We start from the raw sequence: 18219 nt of genomic DNA, 5'->3' as shown, positions 1-18219 counted from the left end.
CGCCTTGCATATTTACGAGGTCTGGTGGCTCGCCGACAATCGTGTGCCTCGGTTTCCACGACGATTCGCGCATTCTCCACGAAGCTTCGCCGCAATGGCAATTGTGTTTCCAAAAACATAAGAGAAGGAATTGCACATGTCTGAACGCCGTAGTCCCCAATCAATCCGCCGGTTTCACGGTCTCCCCGCCACCACGGGCGCACTGGCATTTCTTGTGCTCTCGACAGCATATGGCGCAGTGAATGCGGCGGACCTGAAGATGGCCACCACCACAAGCACCGAAAATTCCGGCCTGCTCAAGTACCTGCTGCCGAAGTTCGAACAGAAAACCGGCATCAATGTGAAGGTGATCGCCGTCGGGTCGGGCAAGGCCATGAAGTTGGGGGAGATGGGCGACGTCGACGTGCTGCTGGTTCACGCGCGCAAGCTGGAAGACGAATTCATAGCGGCCGGTTACGGCGTGAACCGCCGGGACGTCATGTACAACGACTTCATCGTCGTCGGCCCCGCGAATGATCCGGCCGGACTCAAGGGCGGCAAGGACGTCATCGCCGGATTCAGAAAGCTGGCCGTCAGCGGCAGCAAGTTCATCTCGCGCGGCGACAACTCCGGCACCGACGTGATGGAGAAGGACTACTGGAAGAAGGCTGGCATCGAGCCCAAGGGCCAGCCGTGGTACGTCAGCGCCGGCCTTGGCATGGGTGAGGTGCTGACGATGGCGGCGCAGCTACCCGGCTACACGCTGTCGGACCGCGCCACCTATGGCGCCTATCGCGCGAAAACCGGCCTTGCCATCGCGCTGCAGGGCGACCCGCAGATGTTCAACCCGTACGGCGTGATTGCCGTGAATCCGGCCAAACACCCGGGCATCAACTATGCCGATGCAATGAAGTTCGTCGAGTGGGTGACGTCGAAGGAAGGCCAGGACGCCATCGCCGGCTACAAGGTAGAGGGCGAGCAGCTTTTCTTCCCCGACTACAAGGGCAAGTGACAGCGCCGCAAGCCCCGGGGCGCGGGGCTCAGCTTGCCGCGCTGGATTCCAGCCGCGGCAACTGCGGCAGGTCCGTCGCTACCTCGGCAATCATGCGGCGCAGCCACATCACGTCCGGCGCCGCATGGCAGCGCTCATGCCATAGCTGGTAGAAGCGCATGCGCGGGAACTGCACCGGCGACGGCACCATGCGGATCGGCAGGTACTGCGCGTAGTGCGCGGCAAACTGCCGGCCCGTGGTGAACACCATGTCCGTCTTCATCAGCACGTATGGCACCAGCCCGAAATACGGCAGCGTGACCTGGATATTGCGCTTGTAGCCCTGCTCGGCCAGCGCCTGGTCGATCATGCTGCGCTGCATCGATGCATACGGCGCGGGCGCCAGGTGCGGCATTTCCAGGTAGTGCCTCAGCGTCAGCCCATGGCGCGCCAGCGGGTGCTGCGCGCCAAGCATGCAGACCACCTCGTCATCGAACAGCGGCGAAATATGCAGGTGTTCGGGCGGCGACAGCCAGTTGCCAACCACGATATCGAGGTGACCCTGCTCCAGCGCGTCGAGGAAGTCCGTCGACTGCGTCATCGGATGCACGAACAGCTTCGCGCCCGGCGCCAGCCGCCGCACGCGCTCGACGATATTCGGCAGGAAGAATGCATCGAGATAATCGGGCGCGCCAAGGTGGAACGTGCGCGTGGTGGTGGTCGGGTCGAACTGCTGCGGTGGGCGCGCAATGCGATCCATCGCCGCCAGGCTCTGCTCGGCCAGCAACAGCAGTTCGCGGCCGCGCTCGGTCGGCACCATGCCGCTCTTGCCGCGCACCAGGATGGCGTCACCGGTGATTTCGCGCAGCCGCTTCAGCGTATTGCTGATGGCGGGCTGAGACTGGCCCAGGCGCACGGCGGTGCGCGTCACGCTCTGCTCGGTCAGCAGGGTATGCAGCACCCGCAGCAAATAAGTATCGAGATGGTCGCGTCCGTGCATGGCAGATGCCAGCCTGTCATGGCGGGCTGGCGTGGGTGGCGTGAGGGAAGGGAACGGCGCATAGTGTAAGACAGCCACCCCGGAAACGGTCAAATACGGCGGCTAGTCCAGACGATCTACGGGAAGACCCGTAGATCGGCGCCAGACCGCCCGGGGGCTGGGGTTGCGCCGCGGGCCCGCCCTGGGCCGCACGCCTTGATGGGGCATATCACATGGGCCGAATATTGCATGAAAGGCCCGGTGCTATGTTTCCGCCATCCCCGAAAGAGAGAAGATCATGGAGACGCAAACCATCCGCTTCTACCACCGCGGCCAGGTTCAGGAAGTATCTGACGCCCCGGTGACCCGCACCGTCCTGCAGTACCTGCGTGAAGACGTGCGCTGCACTGGCACCAAGGAAGGCTGCGCCGAAGGCGATTGCGGCGCCTGCACCGTCGTGATCGGCGAGTTGCAGGACAGCGGCGACGTCGAATTCAAGGCCGTCAACGCCTGCATCCAGTTCCTCCCCACGCTCGATGGCAAGGCGCTGATCACGGTCGAAGACCTGCGCCAGGCCGATGGCTCGCTGCACCCCGTGCAGGAAGCCATGGTCGAGTGCCATGGTTCGCAATGCGGCTTCTGCACGCCCGGCTTCGTGATGTCGCTGTGGGCGCTGTACCAGCAGCAATTCCCGGGCAGCGAACCGCCCGCGCGCCAGACCATCTGCGACGCGCTGACCGGCAACCTGTGCCGCTGCACCGGCTACCGCCCGATCGTCGACGCCGGCCAGCGCATGATGGCCCTGCCCGCGCCCCAGGCCGACCGCATCGACCCGAAGCAGATTGCCGACACGCTGCGCAACCTGAAGCGCGGCGAGACGTTCCATTACAGCACGCGCGGCCAGCATTTCTACGCGCCGCGCACCGCCGCCGAGTTTGGCGCGATCAAGGCAGCCGAGCCGAACATCCGCATCCTGGCCGGCAGCACCGACGTTGGCCTGTGGGTCACCAAGCAGTTCCGCGAGCTCGGCAACCTGCTCTACGTGGGGCAAGTGGAAGACCTGAACCACATTGCCGAACGCGACGGCTTTATCGAGATCGGCGCCGCGGTGACGCTTGAAAAGGCCTATGCCGCACTGAACGTGGCCCACCCGGAACTTGAAGAAATGTGGAAGCGCTTCGCCTCGCTGCCGATCCGCAACGCTGGCACACTGGGCGGCAATATCGCCAATGGTTCGCCGATCGGCGATTCGATGCCCGCGCTGATCGCACTGGGCACCGAAGTCGTGCTGCAGCGCGGCGAAGTGCGCCGCACGCTGCCTCTGGAAGACCTGTACCTGGCCTACCAGAAGACGGCCATGACCGAAGGCGAGTTCGTGGCCGGGTTGCGTGTGCCGGTGCAAGGGCCGCAGCATTTCCGCACGTACAAGTTGTCCAAACGTTTTGACGAGGATATTTCCGCCGTGTGCGCCGCATTCGGCATCACGGTCGAAGGTGGCATCGTCAAGGCCGCGAGCATTGCGTTCGGGGGCATGGCCGCCACGCCAAAGCGCGCAGCGCTGGCCGAGGCCGCGCTGACCGGACAGCCGTGGAACGAAGCCACCGCGCGCGCCGGCATGGCAGCGCTGGGCCAGGACTACACGCCGCTGACCGACATGCGCGCCACGGCCGACTATCGCAGCCGAGGTGCCGCCAACCTGCTCTATCGCTTCTGGCTGGAAACACGCGAGGGCGCGCTGCCCGCCGCCATGGTCAATGTCCGCGCGATTGGGGCCGGTGAAACCGTGAGCGCCTGAGGAGAGCACGCATGAACAAGCAAACCGAACCCTTCCTGCTCGACGCCAGCGTGGCTGCCGAATCGGCGCCGCAAGTGGGCATTTCCCGCCCGCATGAATCGGCCCACCTGCACGTGGCCGGCACTGCCACCTATACCGACGACATCCCCGAGCTGGCCGGCACGCTGCACGCCGCGCTCGGCATGAGCGCACGCGCCCATGCCCGCCTGAAGTCGATCAATCTCGACCGCGTACGCAAGGCGCCTGGCGTGGTGTCGGTGCTGACCGTCAACGACATCCCCGGTGTCAACGACTGCGGCCCGATCATTCATGACGATCCGATCCTGGCGAAGGACGTGGTCCAGTTCATCGGCCAGCCGATCTTTATCGTGGTGGCGTCGTCGCATGACGCGGCACGCCGCGCCGCGCGCCTGGCCGACATCGACTACGAAGACCTGCCGCCCGTGCTTTCGCCCGAGGCCGCGCATGCTGCGGGCAGCTACGTGCTGCCGCCGATGCACCTGAAGCGCGGCGAGCCCGCGCGCCACATCGACGCCGCCATCCATCGCGATACCGGCAAGATCCATCTCGGCGGCCAGGAGCAGTTCTACCTGGAAGGCCAGATCGCCTACGCCGCGCCGCGCGAGAACGACGGCATGCACGTCTGGTGCTCGACGCAGCACCCGACCGAAATGCAGCACGCCGTGGCCCACATGCTCGGCTGGCATGCGCACCAGGTGCTGGTGGAATGCCGCCGCATGGGTGGCGGTTTCGGCGGCAAGGAATCGCAGTCGGCAATGTTCGCCTGCTGCGCGTCTCTGGCCGCGTGGAAGCTGCTGTGCCCGGTCAAGCTGCGCCCGGACCGCGACGACGACATGATGATCACCGGCAAGCGCCATGACTTCGTGTTCGATTTCGAAGTTGGCCACGACGACGCCGGCCACATCGAAGGCGTACGCGTGGAAATGGTGTCGCGTGCCGGCTTCTCTGCGGACCTGTCTGGTCCCGTCATGACGCGCGCGATCTGCCACTTCGACAACGCCTACTGGCTGCCGAACGTGCAGATCGACGGCTACTGCGGCAAGACCAACACGCAGAGCAACACCGCGTTCCGCGGCTTCGGCGGCCCGCAGGGCGCGTTCGCCGTGGAGTACATCCTCGACAACATCGCGCGCAACGTGGGCAAGGATTCGCTCGAGGTGCGACGCGCCAACTTCTACGGCAGGACCGATAACAACGTCACGCCGTACGGCCAGACCGTCGAGGACAACGTCATCCACGAGCTGATCGACGAACTCGTGGCGTCCAGCGAATACCAGGCCCGCCGCACCGCGACGCGCGCGTTCAACGAGACGAGCCCGATCCTCAAGAAGGGCATCGCCATTACGCCGGTCAAGTTCGGCATCTCGTTCAACGTGGCCCACTACAACCAGGCTGGTGCGCTGGTGCACGTCTATAACGACGGCTCGGTGCTCGTGAACCACGGTGGCACCGAGATGGGCCAGGGCCTGAACACCAAGGTGGCGATGGTCGTGGCGCATGAACTCGGCATCCGCATGGAGCGCGTGCGCGTGACGGCCACCGATACGAGCAAGGTCGCCAACACGTCGGCAACGGCCGCATCGACCGGCGCCGACCTGAACGGCAAGGCCGCGCAGGATGCCGCGCGCCAGATCCGCGAACGGCTGGCCACTTTCGCCGCGCGCAAGGCCGGCGTGCCCGTCGAAGAAGTGCGCTTCGGCGACGACCTCGTGGTGGCGGGAGAACTGCGCCTGTCGTTCGGCGACCTGGCCCGCGAGGCCTACGTGGCCCGGGTGCAGCTGTGGTCCGACGGCTTCTACACCACGCCCAAGCTGCATTGGGACCAGAAGGCGCTGCACGGTCGGCCGTTCTACTACTACGCCTATGGCGCGGCGTGCTCCGAAGTGCTGGTCGATACGCTGACCGGCGAATGGAAGCTGCTGCGTGCCGATGCGTTGCACGACGCGGGCAAGTCGCTGAATCCGGCCATCGACATCGGCCAGGTGGAAGGCGCGTTCATCCAGGGCATGGGCTGGCTGACCACCGAGGAATTGTGGTGGAACCAGAGCGGCAAGCTGATGACGCACGCACCGTCGACCTACAAAATTCCGACGATCAACGACTGCCCGGAAGAGTTCAACGTGCGGCTGTTCCAGAACCGCAACGTCGAGGACAGCATCCATCGCTCGAAGGCCGTTGGCGAACCGCCGCTGCTGCTGCCGTTCTCCGTGTTCTTCGCGATTCGCGACGCGATTGCCGCAGTGGGCGACTACAAGGTCAACCCGCCGCTGCGCGCGCCCGCCACCAGCGAAGCGATCCTCGACGCCGTGGAGGCCGTGCAGGCCACCGTGGCCTCTGTCTGACGCACCACCAGGCAACACCACGCAATACCACGCAACACCAGGACCGATCATGCAGGACGCCCCGCTCAAACCGTTCCGCTTCGCCGACGCCACCCGCTGGGTGCGCGCCGGCGTGCCCGTGGCGATGGTCACCATCGCCGAAGTCAAGGGCTCTGCGCCGCGCGAGCCGGGTATCCGCATGCTGGTCACGGCCAGCGACCTGGTTGGCACGATTGGTGGCGGCCACCTGGAATGGCGTGGCATGGACATCGCCCGCGAGATGATCGCGAACGGCGAACAGCGCCGGATCGAGCGGATTCCGCTTGGCCCCGCGCTGGGTCAATGCTGCGGCGGCGTGGTGCGCCTGGCGTTCGAGGTGCTGGGCCAGGACGATCTGGTCTGGCTCGATGCGGTGGAGTCCGCGTTCGCGGCCGGCAAGGCCATCACACGCCATGTTCCCGTCACGGGCAAGGTGCGCGTCGATGCCAGCCGCGATCTGCTGCCGTCGGTGCAGCTCGACGCTGACGACACGTGGATCGACACGCTGGTGCCTGACGAGATGCACGTCGTGCTGTTCGGTGCCGGTCACGTCGGCCACGCGCTCGTCAAGGTGCTGGCCACGTTGCCGTGCCGCGTGCACTGGGTGGACGAGCGCGACACGCTCTTCCCCGCCGGCCTGCCCGAGAACGTCGAGGCCGAGGCCACCGACACGGCCGAGGCCGTGGTCGACCAGGCCCCGGCCGGCAGCTATTTCCTGGTCATGACGCACAGCCATGCGCTGGACCAGACGCTTTGCGAGCGGATCTTCCGCCGCACCGATTTTGCTTACTTCGGCCTGATCGGCTCGAAGACCAAGCGCGCGAAGTTCGAACACCGGATGGTCGATCACGGCATCGATCCGGCGCGCTTTCCGGAAATGACATGTCCCATGGGAGTCTCCGGCATCACGGACAAGGCACCGGCTATGATTGCGGTAGCCATCGTCGCCCAACTGCTCCAGGTCCGCGACCAGCGTGCAGCCGCGCTGGCCGCGAGCCGGCGGGAGGCGGTGCATCCGTAACCGGGCAGCCGTGATCCGGCTGTCGCCATAAAGAAAGAGGCCCCATGACCATCGATGCCGCGCTGGCGGACAAGATCCGCCGTACCCCAAAGGCCGAACTGCACGTGCATATCGAAGGCACGCTCGAACCCGAGCGCATCTTCAGGCTGGCCCAGCGCAACAACGTCAAGCTGGCCTACCCCGACGTGGAGGCGCTGCGCGCCGCCTACGCGTTCACGGACCTGCAATCTTTCCTGGACATCTACTACGCTGGCGCCAGCGTGCTGCTGACCGAGGAAGACTTCTTCGACATGACGATGGACTATGTCAAGCGCGCCGCCGCCGACAACGTCCGCCATGCCGAAATCTTCTTCGATCCGCAAACCCATACCGCACGTGGCGTGCCGATCGGCACGGTGATCGACGGCATCGCCGACGCACTGGCCCAGGCACGCACCGAGTACGACTTTTCGAGCAGCCTGATTCTCTGCTTCCTGCGCCATCTGTCCGAAGACGATGCGATGGCCACGCTGGAAGCGGCCCTGCCCTATCGCGACCGGTTTATCGGCGTGGGCCTGGATTCGTCCGAACGCGGCAACCCGCCCGAGAAGTTCGCACGCGTATTCGCCCGTGCGAAGGAGCTTGGCCTGCATCTGGTGGCCCATGCCGGCGAGGAAGGCCCGCCGCAGTACGTAACCGATGCACTGGACATCCTCAAGGTGGAGCGGATTGACCATGGCGTGCGTGCCGTCGAGGATGCCGCGCTGGTGCAGCGCCTGGCGCGTGATCGCATTGCGCTGACCGTATGCCCGCTGTCGAACCAGAAGCTGATGGTCCACCCCGACCTGCGCGACCACCCGATGAAGCGGCTGCTCGATGCCGGCGTGGCCGTGACGCTCCACTCCGACGACCCCGCCTATTTCGGCGGCTACATGAACGCCAACTGGGAGGCATCGTTCGAAGCGCTGCCACTCGACGCGGCCGATGCCTACAAGCTCGCCCGCAACAGTTTTGAAGCGGCTTTCCTGCCAGACGTGCAGAAGGCCGAGTTCCTGGCGGACGTCGACCACTTCTGGTCGGCTTCGCCCGCATCCCCGCCCGCATCGGCCAACGTGGCTTCCACGACCTGAGCGGGCGCATTCCAAGAAAACCGGATGCTTCGCCCGCTGCACCACTGCACGGGCGGGGCTCCGGCCGCCCCGAGACATGAAGATGACGACGACTTCCCCCGCATTCGGCGCCAACGGCGCTGCGACCCGCGCAATCCGTGGCCGCATTCTCCATTTCCTGCGCGACCCGCAGTTTCATGACGACGCCTATCAGTATTGGGAAGATGGCCTGATGATCGTGAAGGCTGGCCGCATCGCCGCGGTCGGCAACTACGCAGATCTGCAGCGTGACATTCCGCAAGGGGCCGAAGTCGTCGATCACCGTGGCAAGCTGATCGTGCCGGGCTTTATCGACACGCACATCCACTACCCGCAGACCGACATCATCGCGTCGCCGTCGCCGGGCCTGCTGCACTGGCTTGATACATACACGTTCCCGGAGGAGCGCCGCTTCAGCGACGCCACCTACGCGCGGACCGTGGCCGACTTCTTCACCGACGAACTGCTGCGCAACGGCACGACCACCGCAATGGTCTGGAGCACCGTGCATGCGGCCTCGGCCGATGCGCTGTTCGCGGCCAGCCAGGCGCGCAACATGCGCATGATCACCGGCAAGGTGCTGATGGACCGCAACTGCCCGGAGTTCCTGCGCGACACGGCCGAGAGCGGCGCGCGCGATTCGGCGGACCTGATCTCGAAGTGGCACAACGTCGACCGGCTGGCCTATGCGATCACGCCGCGCTTCGCACCCACATCCACCGAAGCGCAACTGGCCGCATGCAGCGAACTTGCCAAGGCGCATAGCGACGTCTTCATCCAGACCCACGTGGCGGAAAACCGCGACGAAGTGAAATGGGTGGCCGAGCTGTTCCCCGATGCACGCAGCTATCTGGACGTGTACGACCGCTACAACCTGCTGCGCCCGGGCGCGTTCTATGGCCACGCGATCTACCTGGACCAGGACGACCGACGCCGCCTGGCCGACAGCGGAGCGGCCGTGGCGCACTGCCCGACGTCAAACCTGTTCCTCGGCAGCGGCTTCTACGACTTCCACCAGTCGGATGCGAATCGTCTGAATGTGACGCTGGCGACAGATGTTGGCGGCGGCACGTCGTTCTCGATGTTCCGCACGATGAACGCGGCGCACAAGGTGGCGCGCATGGGCGGCTACCACCTGACCGCGCTGCGCATGTTCTACCTGGCCACGCGCGCGGCGGCTGAGGCACTTGGCTGGCAGGATCGCATCGGCAGCTTCAGCGAGGGCTGCGAGGCCGACTTCCTCGTGCTGGACCCGGACGCCACGCCGCTGATCTCGCGCCGCAGCAGCCGCTCGGAAACGCTCGAGGAGCAACTGTTCGCATTCGCAATGCTTGGCGACGACCGCGTGATCGACAGCGTCTACATCATGGGCGAAGCCACCAGCGCTGTCGCGGCCTGAAACGCACACGGATCGGACACTTCCGACCGGGCGTGGCGTCCCGATGTGACCTCACAGCATCAATGTGAATCCATCGACGTCGCGCCTTGATCGGAATCAACACAGCCGTCATCAAAGCCTTCTAGCCTGTCGCATTTGTACGCTTGTCCGCTCGACCGGGCAGGCCCGCACGGAATAACGACTCGCTGGACAATTGATGACTGCCCGCTCTGAAACCCTGTCGCCGGCCGATGCCGAAGCGATCTCGCACGCGCCCAGGCACGGCGCGGCCCGGCCGCAGCGCCAGGCCAAGGACGTTCCCCTCCCTGAGCCAATCGCCTTCGAGGCGCCGTTTCCAAACCGCAAGACCATCCGCAGCTGGCTGATCCCCCTCGGGAGCCGCAGCACGCCGCGTGCGCTGCTGCTTTTCGCGTTTGACTACGCGGTTTTCGGGGCGCTGCTGGCAGGTGTGGTGCTGGCGTCCGCGTGGTGGGCCAAGATCGCCCTCGGCATTCTGGCCGGACTGATGATCGCGCGGCTTTTCATCATCGGGCACGATGCCTGCCACCAGAGCCTGACCGACCATCGCGGCCTGAACAAGTGGCTTGGACGCCTCACGTTCCTGCCGTCCCTCACGCCTTACAGCCTGTGGGAAGTCGGCCACAACGTCGTGCACCACGGCTATACGAACCTCAAGGGCTTCGACTTCGTCTGGGCGCCCTACTCGCTCGAGGAATACCGCGCGCTGCCGCGCAGCCGGCGGATCATGGAGCGCATCTACCGCAACGGCCTTGGCGCCGGTCTGTACTATCTGATCGAAATCTGGTGGTTCAAGCTGTTCTTCCCGAGCAAGCGCCAGATGGCCACGCGCCGCGCGATCTTCACCTGGGACTGCGCACTCGTGGCAGCCTTCGGCGCGCTGTGGATCGGCGCACTGGCCTGGCTGGCCGTGGCCACCGGGCAGTCTGTCCTGCTGATGGTCGGCACCGGCTTCGTGGTGCCGTTCCTGGTCTGGAACGCCACCGTCGGCTTCGTACTGTATGTCCACCATACGCATACCAGCGTCGCCTGGTACGACACCAAGCCCATGTGGTCAAAGGCCCAGCCGTTCGTTTCGACGACCGTGCACCTGCGCTTCGGCTTTGGCATCGGCGCGGCGCTGCATCACATCATGGAACACACGGCGCACCACGTGGACATGAGCGTGCCGCTGTACCAACTCAAGCGCGCCCAGGCACTGCTTGAGCACGCGCTGCCGGGCCGCATCATCATCGAGAAGTTCTCGTGGCGCTGGTACTTCCAGACCGCGCGCCGCTGCAAGCTGTACGACTTCAAGGCCCTGTGCTGGACGGACTTCCGTGGCCGCCAGACCAGCGAGAACTCCCCGGTGCCGGTCTGATTCTCGGCACCAAACCTCAGATTTGACCCAATCAGCGAGACCGGTGGACTTCCTCCACCGGTCTCGCTAAAATGCGACCTTCCATTGGGGAGTAGCCGCCCTGATCTCACCGCGCCGCGCAATGCGGCACCCGGAAGACAGGGGCGTACGTCAACAGACTTGACCAAATGCCAACTCGGCAGGCGGTTATGGCGTGCGCAGCCCGGACCTTGTGTCCAGCGCCTGGCGAGACCAATGACCTCACCTTTCTGGCCGGGCCGGGAAAGGTGTGCGTCATTGGCATCTCGCGATGCATTTGCGGCCCGGTTATCCAATCCACAACAATGGAATCGTTCCTCGTCTCCACAGGTATCGTCGCGCTCGCCGAAATGGGCGACAAGACGCAATTGCTGTCCCTCGTCCTGGCCGCACGCTACCGCAAGCCCGCCCCCATTATCCTTGGCATCCTGATTGCGACGATCGTCAACCACGGCTTTGCCGGTGCGCTCGGCGGGTGGATTACCGGCGTGCTCGGCGCCGATCTGCTGCGCTGGATTCTTGGCCTCGGCTTCATTGCAATGGCCGGCTGGATGCTGATTCCCGACAAGCTTGACGATGCGGAACAGGTCAGGCCAGCCAAGGGCGCGTTGGGCATCCTGGGTACCACGATCGTCGCGTTCTTCTTTGCCGAGATGGGAGACAAGACGCAGATCGCTACCGTAGCCCTGGCCGCGCGTTTCCATGGCGAAGTCATCGCCGTGGTGGCCGGTACGACCTTCGGCATGATGCTTGCCAATGGCCCGGCCGTATTGCTGGGCGACCGCTTCGCCAACAAGATGCCGATTGCCCTGGTGCACAAGATTGCCGCAGCGATCTTCCTGGTGCTGGGCCTGCTGGCGTTGTTCAACGTCGGCGGTTAAACACGAATAAACGCGAAAAGCGCCAATAAAAAAACGGGGCCTAAGCCCCGCTCAAACCCTCGCCGGTCCGGAACAGCCGGCTGCAACCTGCACAGCCTCCGGACCGTCGATCACCGATGCTCGGTAGTTAGATCAGTTGGTGAATCAGTTGGTGGTTTTCGCGCCACCTTCGAACCATTGGCCCAGCAGCGCACGCTCGTCGTCCGTGATCTGCGTGACGTTGCCCAGCGGCATCGCCTTCTGCTGCACGGCCTGTTGATAGATGAGTTGCGCGTGCGCCTTGATGCCATCCGCGGTGTCGAGCTTGATGCCCTTGGCGGCAGTCGGCATCAGCTTCGGCTGTTCAGCGTGGCACTGCACGCAACGCGTATTGATGATTTCCTGCACCTTCACGAAGCTCACGGCGTTGGCAGCGTCGCCACCGGCATTGCTGGCAACTTCCGGACGCGGCTGAGGCGCGATCATGAATGCCACCGCACCCAGGCATGCCACACCGGCGGCCGGCCATGCGATGTTGATCTTGCCCTTGTGCTTCAGGATGAAGAACTGGCGAATCAGCACACCGGCCAGCATGACCATGATCAGCACGAGCCAGTTGTTCTTGGCCGCGTAGGTCATGCTGTAGTGGTTCGACAGCATCGCGAACAGCACCGGCAGCGTGAAGTACGTGTTATGAACGCTACGCTGCTTGCCGCGCTTGCCGTGGATCGGGTCCACCGGCTGGCCTGCCTTCAGTGCCGCCACCACCTTGCGCTGGCCCGGGATGATCCAGAACAGCACGTTGGCACTCATGATCGTCGCGATCATCGCGCCGGTCAGCAGGAACGCTGCACGGCCCGAGAAGATGTGGCACGCCACGAACGCTGCCACGCCCACGTAGATCGCCACCAGCATGCCCACGGTACGGTCGCTCTTGCCGAAGAAGCGGCAGATCGAATCGTAGACCACCCAGCCAACCACCAGGTACGACACAGCGAAACCGACGGCCGCGCCAGGCGACATGTCGTAGACGTTCTTGTCGATCAGGAATGTGCTGGCGTTGAACAGGTACAGCACCACCAGCAGCGCAAAGCCGCTCATCCAGGTCGAGTATGACTCCCAGTAGAACCAGTGCAGGTTCTCCGGCAGGCTCTTCGGCGCGGTCAGGTACTTCTGCGGGTTGTAGAAGCCGCCACCGTGCACGGCCCAGAGTTCACCGTCGACGCCCTTTTCCTTGAGGTCGCCGGCCGTCGGGCGCGTCAGGCTGTTGTCCAGCCAGACAAAGTAGAACGACGAACCGATCCAGGCGATCGCCGTGATTACGTGAAGCCAACGCAAGAGCAGATTGGCCCAGTCGAGAATGTAGCCTTCCATGACTTGTCTCCTTTATTCCCGTCCGCCTTGATCAGCTGCCGCGGTAGGTCGAGTACGACCACGGCGACACCAGCAGCGGCACGTGGTAGTGCGCGCTGGTATCGGCAATGCCGAAGCGCAGCGTGACCACGTCGAGGAATGCCGGCTCGGGCAGTTTGACGCCCTGGGCACGGAAATAGTCGCCGGCGCCGAAGTCCAGTTCATAGACCCCGGGCTGCAGGTCCGCGCCCTCCAGCAGCGGCTGGTCGGCCCGGCCGTCGTGGTTGGTCTTGATCGACTTCAGGGTTTCGCGACGATTGTCGACAATTTTATGAAGGCTAACCGACATGCCTGCACCGGGGGTACCGGCGGCCGTGTCGAGAACGTGAGTGGTCAAGCGTCCCATCCTGTTCTTCCTTTGGGGTGTGGGTTGTGAGGGGCGCCGCTGCCTTCACTAGCACCATTTTGGGGGTATGGTGCCCGCTCGGTACGTGTTTCAACGCATCCCGGCGCTGGATTGGTGCGAGGCGACAATGCGCCTGCCCCATCCGGATGACAACTCGGTAAATACCCGTAGTTGTCGAAAACCGTGGTCGGTTTTGTTGACAATGGTGCTTGCATATCCAAATAATTGTCAACAATTTTTAGATCTGCGCGGCCTTATGGTCAGTATCAAAGCGCTTGATGTTGGTCTGACGACCACTCGCTACGATCGCTGACCATTGCCCCCTCCGCTTTTTGTGAGTGACCAGGATGTCCAAGAATCTCAAGCTGATTGCCGCGGCCGATGCCCTGCCCGCGCCCTCCGACACCAAGCCGGCCCGCAAGGGTTCCGTCGAGGAGCGCATGTATCACGAGATCTACGACGCGATCATGGAGCACCGCCTGCCGCCGCGTACGAAGCTGACCGAGCACTCGCTTTGCGAGATCTATGCCACCGCGCGCCATACCGTGCGCAAGGTGCTGTCCCGCCTGGCCGCCGACGGCATGGTCGACCTGGAACCGAACCGCGGCGCGTTCATCGCCAGCCCGTCCACGGACGAGGCGCACGACATGTTCGAACTGCGCCAGATGCTCGAGCGTGCCGTGCTGGATAAGCTCGCCAGCATGCCGAACGTCCGCACCGTGATCGCCCCGCTGCGCAAGATGGTCAATGAGGAGCGCAAGGCCTTCCTGACGCACGAGCGCCCGCGCTGGATTCGTCTTTCGGCCGAGTTCCACACTGCACTGGCCGAACTGTCCGGCAACCAGTTGCTGGTGACGATGATGCGGCGGCTCGTGTCGCGCACCACGCTGATGATTGCCAGCGTGGAGTCGCCGGGCCACAACGCCTGCTCGTTCGACGAGCACGATGAGATTCTTGATGCACTGGAACAGGGCGATGCCGCGCTGGCCCAGTCGCGCATGACGCACCACCTTGGCGCGTGTGCCGAACGTGTACAACCTGATGAACCGGGCAACTTCGATCTTCGCAGCGTGCTAGGGCTCTCCACCTAGCGCAATGTTCCCGCCGCCGGGCAACAGCCACCCCCTGTTGCCGATGCAGAACCAGCGGTTTCGCCTGCCACCGACGCCCATCAAGAGGCAAGGGGCAAGGCGCAAAACCGGACGAGAGCCGTCAACGGAAGTCCACGAAAAGAGACCCGGAAAGACGGCCAGGACCCAGACCCGGCGTGCGTTCCCAAATCCAAAGGAGAGGAGACAACACCCATGAATTCCGCAAGCACCACGGTCCCCACGGATCTCACGAACGAGCGTTTGCCCTCCGGGCGATTGCTGGCATTGGGCCTGCAGCATGTACTGGTGATGTATGCCGGCACGGTGGCGGTCCCGCTGATCATCGGCGGTGCTCTCAAGCTCCCCAAGGACCAACTGGCGTTCCTGATCAACGCCGACCTGTTCGCGGCCGGCCTGGCCACGCTGATCCAGGCGTTCGGCTTCTGGAAATTCGGCATCCGCATGCCCGTGATGATGGGTGTCACGTTTGCATCGGTGGCGCCGATGATCGCCATTGGCAACGACCCCAACATCGGCCTGCTCGGCATCTATGGCGCGGTGATCGCCTCGGGACTGTTCGGGATACTGGTGGCGCCGATGATGGGCCGCATGCTGGGCCTGTTCCCGCCCGTGGTGACCGGTACCGTGATTACGCTGATTGGCGTGTCGCTGATGCGGGTGGGCATCAACTGGGCCGGCGGCGGGCAACCTACCACGCGCGCGGTGATCGATGGCGTGGTGAAGGAAGTACCCAACCTGGCCTATGGCGACCTCAGCAACCTGGCCATCGCGGGCCTGGTGCTGGTGGTGATCCTGGTGCTGAGCAAGTACGGCCGCGGCCTCGTGTCCAACTGTGCGGTGCTGCTCGGCATCATCATCGGCACGCTGGTGGCGATGTCGCTTGGCAAGGTGTCGTTCGAAGGTCTCCATGAAGCCAGCTATGTGGCGGTCATCACGCCGCTGCATTTCGGCATGCCGAAGTTCGAGATCTCGGCGATCCTGTCGATGTGTATCGTGATGTTGATCACGCTGGTGGAATCCACCGGCATGTTCCTGGCGCTGTCCGACATCACCGGCCGCAAGCTCAGCCGTGACGACCTGACCGCCGGCCTGCGCGCCGATGGCCTGGGCACCGTGATCGGCGGCCTCTTCAACACGTTCCCCTACACGTCGTTCTCGCAGAACGTCGGCCTGGTCACCGTGACCGGCGTCCGTTCGCGCTATGTGGCGGCCGCCGGCGGCCTGATCCTGATTGCATTCGGCCTGTTCCCGAAGATGGCCCACGTGGTGGCCTCCGTCCCGCAGTTCGTGCTGGGCGGCGCTGGCATCGTGATGTTCGGCATGGTGGCGGCCACCGGCATCCGCATCCTGGGCTCGTGCGATTTCAACCGCAACCGCCACAACCTGTTCATCGTCGCGATCTCGATCGGCTTCGGCATGATTCCGACGCTTTCGCCGACGCTGTTCCAGTACCTGCCCAAGTGGACCGATCCGTTCACCCACAGCGGCATCGTGCTGGGCACCATCGTCGCCGTGGCACTGAACCTGTTCTTCAACGGCATGCAGTCGGCCGAAGAGGCCATGCGCAACGCCGCCGCGAACACGCACGGCACGGAGTAACGCCAACAACTCACACCCAACAATCAATAACGACAATCGGGCGCGGACAATCAACGCCAGCCGACGCCCGATGTCAAGCCCGCGAGAGCGACTCTGGCACGTGCTTTGCATAAGTCCAGACGCTTCGACGCCAGGCTCTCGCGGGCGAGCAGTTTCTCCTGAAGCAGAAATAAAGAGATGACACACGATAACTATCCACGCGATCTCATCGGCTACGGCGCGCAACTGCCGCACGCCCAGTGGCCGGGCGGCGCGCGCATCGCGCTGCAGTTCGTGCTCAATTACGAGGAAGGCGGCGAGAACTGCGTGCTGCATGGCGATGCCGCGTCCGAGCAGTTCCTGTCCGAGATCGTTGGTGCCGCGGCCTATCCCGACCGGCACATGAGCATGGAGGGCATTTACGAATACGGCTCACGTGCCGGCGTCTGGCGCATCCTGCGCGAGTTCGAGCAGCGCAAGCTGCCGCTGACGGTCTTTGGTGTATCGATGGCCCTGCAGCGTCATCCGGAACTGACACGCGCGTTCGTCGAACTGGGCCACGAGATTGCGTGCCACGGCTACCGCTGGATTCACTACCAGAACATCGATGAAGCCACCGAGCGCGAGCACATGCGCATCGGCATGCAGATCATCAAGGAACTGACCGGCGAGATGCCGCTCGGCTGGTACACCGGCCGCGACAGCCCCAATACGCGCCGCCTGGTGGTCGAGCACGGCGGGCTGCTCTACGACGCCGACTACTACGGCGACGACCTGCCGTTCTGGACCGAAGTGGAAGTCACGGGCGGCAAGAAGAAGCCGCATCTGGTGGTGCCCTACACGCTCGACTCGAACGACATGCGCTTTGCCACGCCGCAGGGCTTCAACACGGGCGAGCAGTTCTTCCAGTATCTGAAGGATGCGTTCGACGTGCTGTACGCCGAAGGCGATCCCAAAGGCCAGGACCGCCCGAAGATGCTGTCGATCGGCATGCATTGCCGGCTGCTGGGCCGCCCGGGACGCTTCCGCGCGCTGCAGCGTTTTCTGGATTACGTGCAGTCTCACGACAAGGTGTGGATCTGCAGGCGTGTCGATATTGCACGCCACTGGATTGAGACCCACCCCTATCGGAGCCAGGCATGAGCCAGACCACCTACACGATTGCACAACTGAACACGATGCCCGAGGCCGAATTCGTCAAGGTACTCGGCGGTATCTACGAACACTCGCCATGGTTTGCGGAAGCAGCCGCACAGAAGCGCCCGTTCGCCAATGCGGCGGAACTGGCCACTGCACTGCGCGGCGCCGTGGACGCGGCGGGCCAGGAAGCGCAGATCAAGCTCGTGCGTGCTCACCCGGAGCTTGCCGGCAAGGCCGCGGTGCGTGGCGAACTGACCGCGGAATCCACGCGCGAACAGGCCGGCGCGGGCCTGGACCAGTGCACGGCAGAGGAATTCCAGCGCCTGCAGGACCTGAACGCGGCCTACAACCGCAAGTTCGGCTTCCCGTTCATCCTCGCCGTTCGCGGCTATGACCGCCACGGCATCATCAACGCGTTTGCAACACGTCTCGACAACGAGCCCGAGGTCGAGTTGCAAACTTGCATCAACCAGATCCACCGCATTGCGCAGTTCCGACTGAACGACTTAGTATCCGCCTGACAAAAAAAGCACGACAGAAAAAGAGAGAGAAATCAGGAACGTTCAGCGACAGATCACGTTTCGCTGTACCACAAGCGGCCCCGGCAGCAGCGGCATTTGCACGGCATTTGCGCGCGCTGCCGGGGTACGGGGCAAGAGTAGACCCGCAAGGGTCTCAGCACAAAAGAAAACGTTCTGAGCA

15 protein-coding genes and 1 riboswitch are annotated in these 18219 nt (G+C 64.0%); of the genes, 12 read left to right on the top strand and 3 right to left on the bottom strand.

Annotation, left to right across the window (positions count from 1 at the left end):
* Positions 1-136 precede the first annotated feature (136 nt).
* The gene (locus B552_RS0106025) at positions 137-991 is read left to right on the top strand and encodes an extracellular solute-binding protein (protein ID WP_026035375.1); all 855 of its coding nucleotides are present in this window, start codon (positions 137-139) and stop codon (positions 989-991) included.
* A gap of 28 nt (positions 992-1019) precedes the next feature.
* Here B552_RS0106025 and B552_RS0106020 read toward each other — a convergent pair whose 3' ends face one another.
* On the bottom strand, positions 1020-1970 hold the full coding sequence (locus B552_RS0106020) for a LysR substrate-binding domain-containing protein (protein ID WP_019448106.1): 951 nt from the start codon (positions 1968-1970) through the stop codon (positions 1020-1022).
* Between the two features lie 277 nt (positions 1971-2247).
* Here B552_RS0106020 and xdhA point away from each other — a divergent pair, with 277 nt between their 5' ends.
* The 7 genes from xdhA to B552_RS0105985 all read left to right on the top strand — a co-directional run bounded on the left by xdhA (position 2248) and on the right by B552_RS0105985 (position 11949).
* Positions 2248-3744: a xanthine dehydrogenase small subunit gene (gene xdhA / locus B552_RS0106015; protein ID WP_019448105.1), complete on the top strand. Its 1497-nt coding sequence runs from the start codon at positions 2248-2250 to the stop codon at positions 3742-3744.
* A gap of 11 nt (positions 3745-3755) precedes the next feature.
* Complete coding sequence (gene xdhB, locus B552_RS0106010) at positions 3756-6107, top strand: xanthine dehydrogenase molybdopterin binding subunit (RefSeq protein ID WP_019448104.1); 2352 nt, start codon at positions 3756-3758, stop codon at positions 6105-6107.
* Between the two features lie 49 nt (positions 6108-6156).
* Positions 6157-7146 (top strand): xanthine dehydrogenase accessory protein XdhC, encoded by a 990-nt coding sequence (xdhC, locus tag B552_RS0106005; RefSeq protein WP_019448103.1) that lies wholly within the window; start codon positions 6157-6159, stop codon positions 7144-7146.
* 44 nt (positions 7147-7190) lie between these two features.
* The gene (locus B552_RS0106000) at positions 7191-8255 is read left to right on the top strand and encodes an adenosine deaminase (RefSeq protein ID WP_019448102.1); all 1065 of its coding nucleotides are present in this window, start codon (positions 7191-7193) and stop codon (positions 8253-8255) included.
* A gap of 76 nt (positions 8256-8331) precedes the next feature.
* Positions 8332-9672 (top strand): guanine deaminase, encoded by a 1341-nt coding sequence (gene guaD, locus B552_RS0105995; protein WP_019448101.1) that lies wholly within the window; start codon positions 8332-8334, stop codon positions 9670-9672.
* Positions 9673-9868: 196 nt separating this feature from the next.
* A complete protein-coding gene (locus B552_RS0105990) occupies positions 9869-11050 on the top strand; it encodes a fatty acid desaturase (RefSeq protein WP_019448100.1) in 1182 nt (393 codons plus the stop codon).
* Positions 11051-11124: 74 nt separating this feature from the next.
* Positions 11125-11309: riboswitch (yybP-ykoY riboswitch) on the top strand.
* A gap of 64 nt (positions 11310-11373) precedes the next feature.
* Positions 11374-11949, top strand: coding sequence for a TMEM165/GDT1 family protein (locus B552_RS0105985; protein WP_019448099.1), 576 nt, complete (start codon positions 11374-11376; stop codon positions 11947-11949).
* A gap of 144 nt (positions 11950-12093) precedes the next feature.
* Here B552_RS0105985 and B552_RS0105980 read toward each other — a convergent pair whose 3' ends face one another.
* Complete coding sequence (locus B552_RS0105980; RefSeq protein ID WP_019448098.1) at positions 12094-13302, bottom strand: urate hydroxylase PuuD; 1209 nt, start codon at positions 13300-13302, stop codon at positions 12094-12096.
* Positions 13303-13333: 31 nt separating this feature from the next.
* On the bottom strand, positions 13334-13687 hold the full coding sequence (gene uraH / locus B552_RS0105975) for a hydroxyisourate hydrolase (protein ID WP_026035373.1): 354 nt from the start codon (positions 13685-13687) through the stop codon (positions 13334-13336).
* A gap of 347 nt (positions 13688-14034) precedes the next feature.
* Here uraH and B552_RS0105970 point away from each other — a divergent pair, with 347 nt between their 5' ends.
* The 4 genes from B552_RS0105970 to uraD all read left to right on the top strand — a co-directional run bounded on the left by B552_RS0105970 (position 14035) and on the right by uraD (position 18038).
* Positions 14035-14778, top strand: a complete 744-nt coding sequence (locus tag B552_RS0105970) for a GntR family transcriptional regulator (RefSeq protein WP_019448096.1) — start codon at positions 14035-14037, stop codon at positions 14776-14778.
* Between the two features lie 213 nt (positions 14779-14991).
* The gene (locus B552_RS0105965; RefSeq protein WP_019448095.1) at positions 14992-16398 is read left to right on the top strand and encodes a nucleobase:cation symporter-2 family protein; all 1407 of its coding nucleotides are present in this window, start codon (positions 14992-14994) and stop codon (positions 16396-16398) included.
* 177 nt (positions 16399-16575) lie between these two features.
* Positions 16576-17520 (top strand): allantoinase PuuE, encoded by a 945-nt coding sequence (gene puuE / locus B552_RS0105960; protein ID WP_019448094.1) that lies wholly within the window; start codon positions 16576-16578, stop codon positions 17518-17520.
* Positions 17517-18038, top strand: coding sequence for a 2-oxo-4-hydroxy-4-carboxy-5-ureidoimidazoline decarboxylase (gene uraD / locus B552_RS0105955; RefSeq protein WP_019448093.1), 522 nt, complete (start codon positions 17517-17519; stop codon positions 18036-18038). The genes puuE and uraD overlap by 4 nt, the downstream gene beginning before the upstream one ends.
* Positions 18039-18219 lie beyond the last annotated feature (181 nt).

It is taken from the genome of Cupriavidus sp. BIS7 (assembly GCF_000292345.1).
Taxonomy (GTDB): Bacteria; Pseudomonadota; Gammaproteobacteria; order Burkholderiales; family Burkholderiaceae; genus Cupriavidus.
Note: the sequence above shows the minus strand (reverse complement) of the source record. Positions and strands in the feature narration are given on the sequence as shown.

Excerpts from the sequence above, each read along its gene's own strand:
- B552_RS0106025 (WP_026035375.1), top strand. The coding sequence starts at position 137 with ATGTCTGAACGCCGTAGTCCCCAATCAATCCGCCGGTTTCACGGTCTC.
- B552_RS0106020 (WP_019448106.1), bottom strand. The coding sequence starts at position 1,970 with ATGCACGGACGCGACCATCTCGATACTTATTTGCTGCGGGTGCTGCAT.
- xdhA (WP_019448105.1), top strand. The coding sequence starts at position 2,248 with ATGGAGACGCAAACCATCCGCTTCTACCACCGCGGCCAGGTTCAGGAA.
- xdhB (WP_019448104.1), top strand. The coding sequence starts at position 3,756 with ATGAACAAGCAAACCGAACCCTTCCTGCTCGACGCCAGCGTGGCTGCC.
- xdhC (WP_019448103.1), top strand. The coding sequence starts at position 6,157 with ATGCAGGACGCCCCGCTCAAACCGTTCCGCTTCGCCGACGCCACCCGC.
- B552_RS0106000 (WP_019448102.1), top strand. The coding sequence starts at position 7,191 with ATGACCATCGATGCCGCGCTGGCGGACAAGATCCGCCGTACCCCAAAG.
- guaD (WP_019448101.1), top strand. The coding sequence starts at position 8,332 with ATGAAGATGACGACGACTTCCCCCGCATTCGGCGCCAACGGCGCTGCG.
- B552_RS0105990 (WP_019448100.1), top strand. The coding sequence starts at position 9,869 with ATGACTGCCCGCTCTGAAACCCTGTCGCCGGCCGATGCCGAAGCGATC.
- B552_RS0105985 (WP_019448099.1), top strand. The coding sequence starts at position 11,374 with ATGGAATCGTTCCTCGTCTCCACAGGTATCGTCGCGCTCGCCGAAATG.
- B552_RS0105980 (WP_019448098.1), bottom strand. The coding sequence starts at position 13,302 with ATGGAAGGCTACATTCTCGACTGGGCCAATCTGCTCTTGCGTTGGCTT.
- uraH (WP_026035373.1), bottom strand. The coding sequence starts at position 13,687 with ATGGGACGCTTGACCACTCACGTTCTCGACACGGCCGCCGGTACCCCC.
- B552_RS0105970 (WP_019448096.1), top strand. The coding sequence starts at position 14,035 with ATGTCCAAGAATCTCAAGCTGATTGCCGCGGCCGATGCCCTGCCCGCG.
- B552_RS0105965 (WP_019448095.1), top strand. The coding sequence starts at position 14,992 with ATGAATTCCGCAAGCACCACGGTCCCCACGGATCTCACGAACGAGCGT.
- puuE (WP_019448094.1), top strand. The coding sequence starts at position 16,576 with ATGACACACGATAACTATCCACGCGATCTCATCGGCTACGGCGCGCAA.
- uraD (WP_019448093.1), top strand. The coding sequence starts at position 17,517 with ATGAGCCAGACCACCTACACGATTGCACAACTGAACACGATGCCCGAG.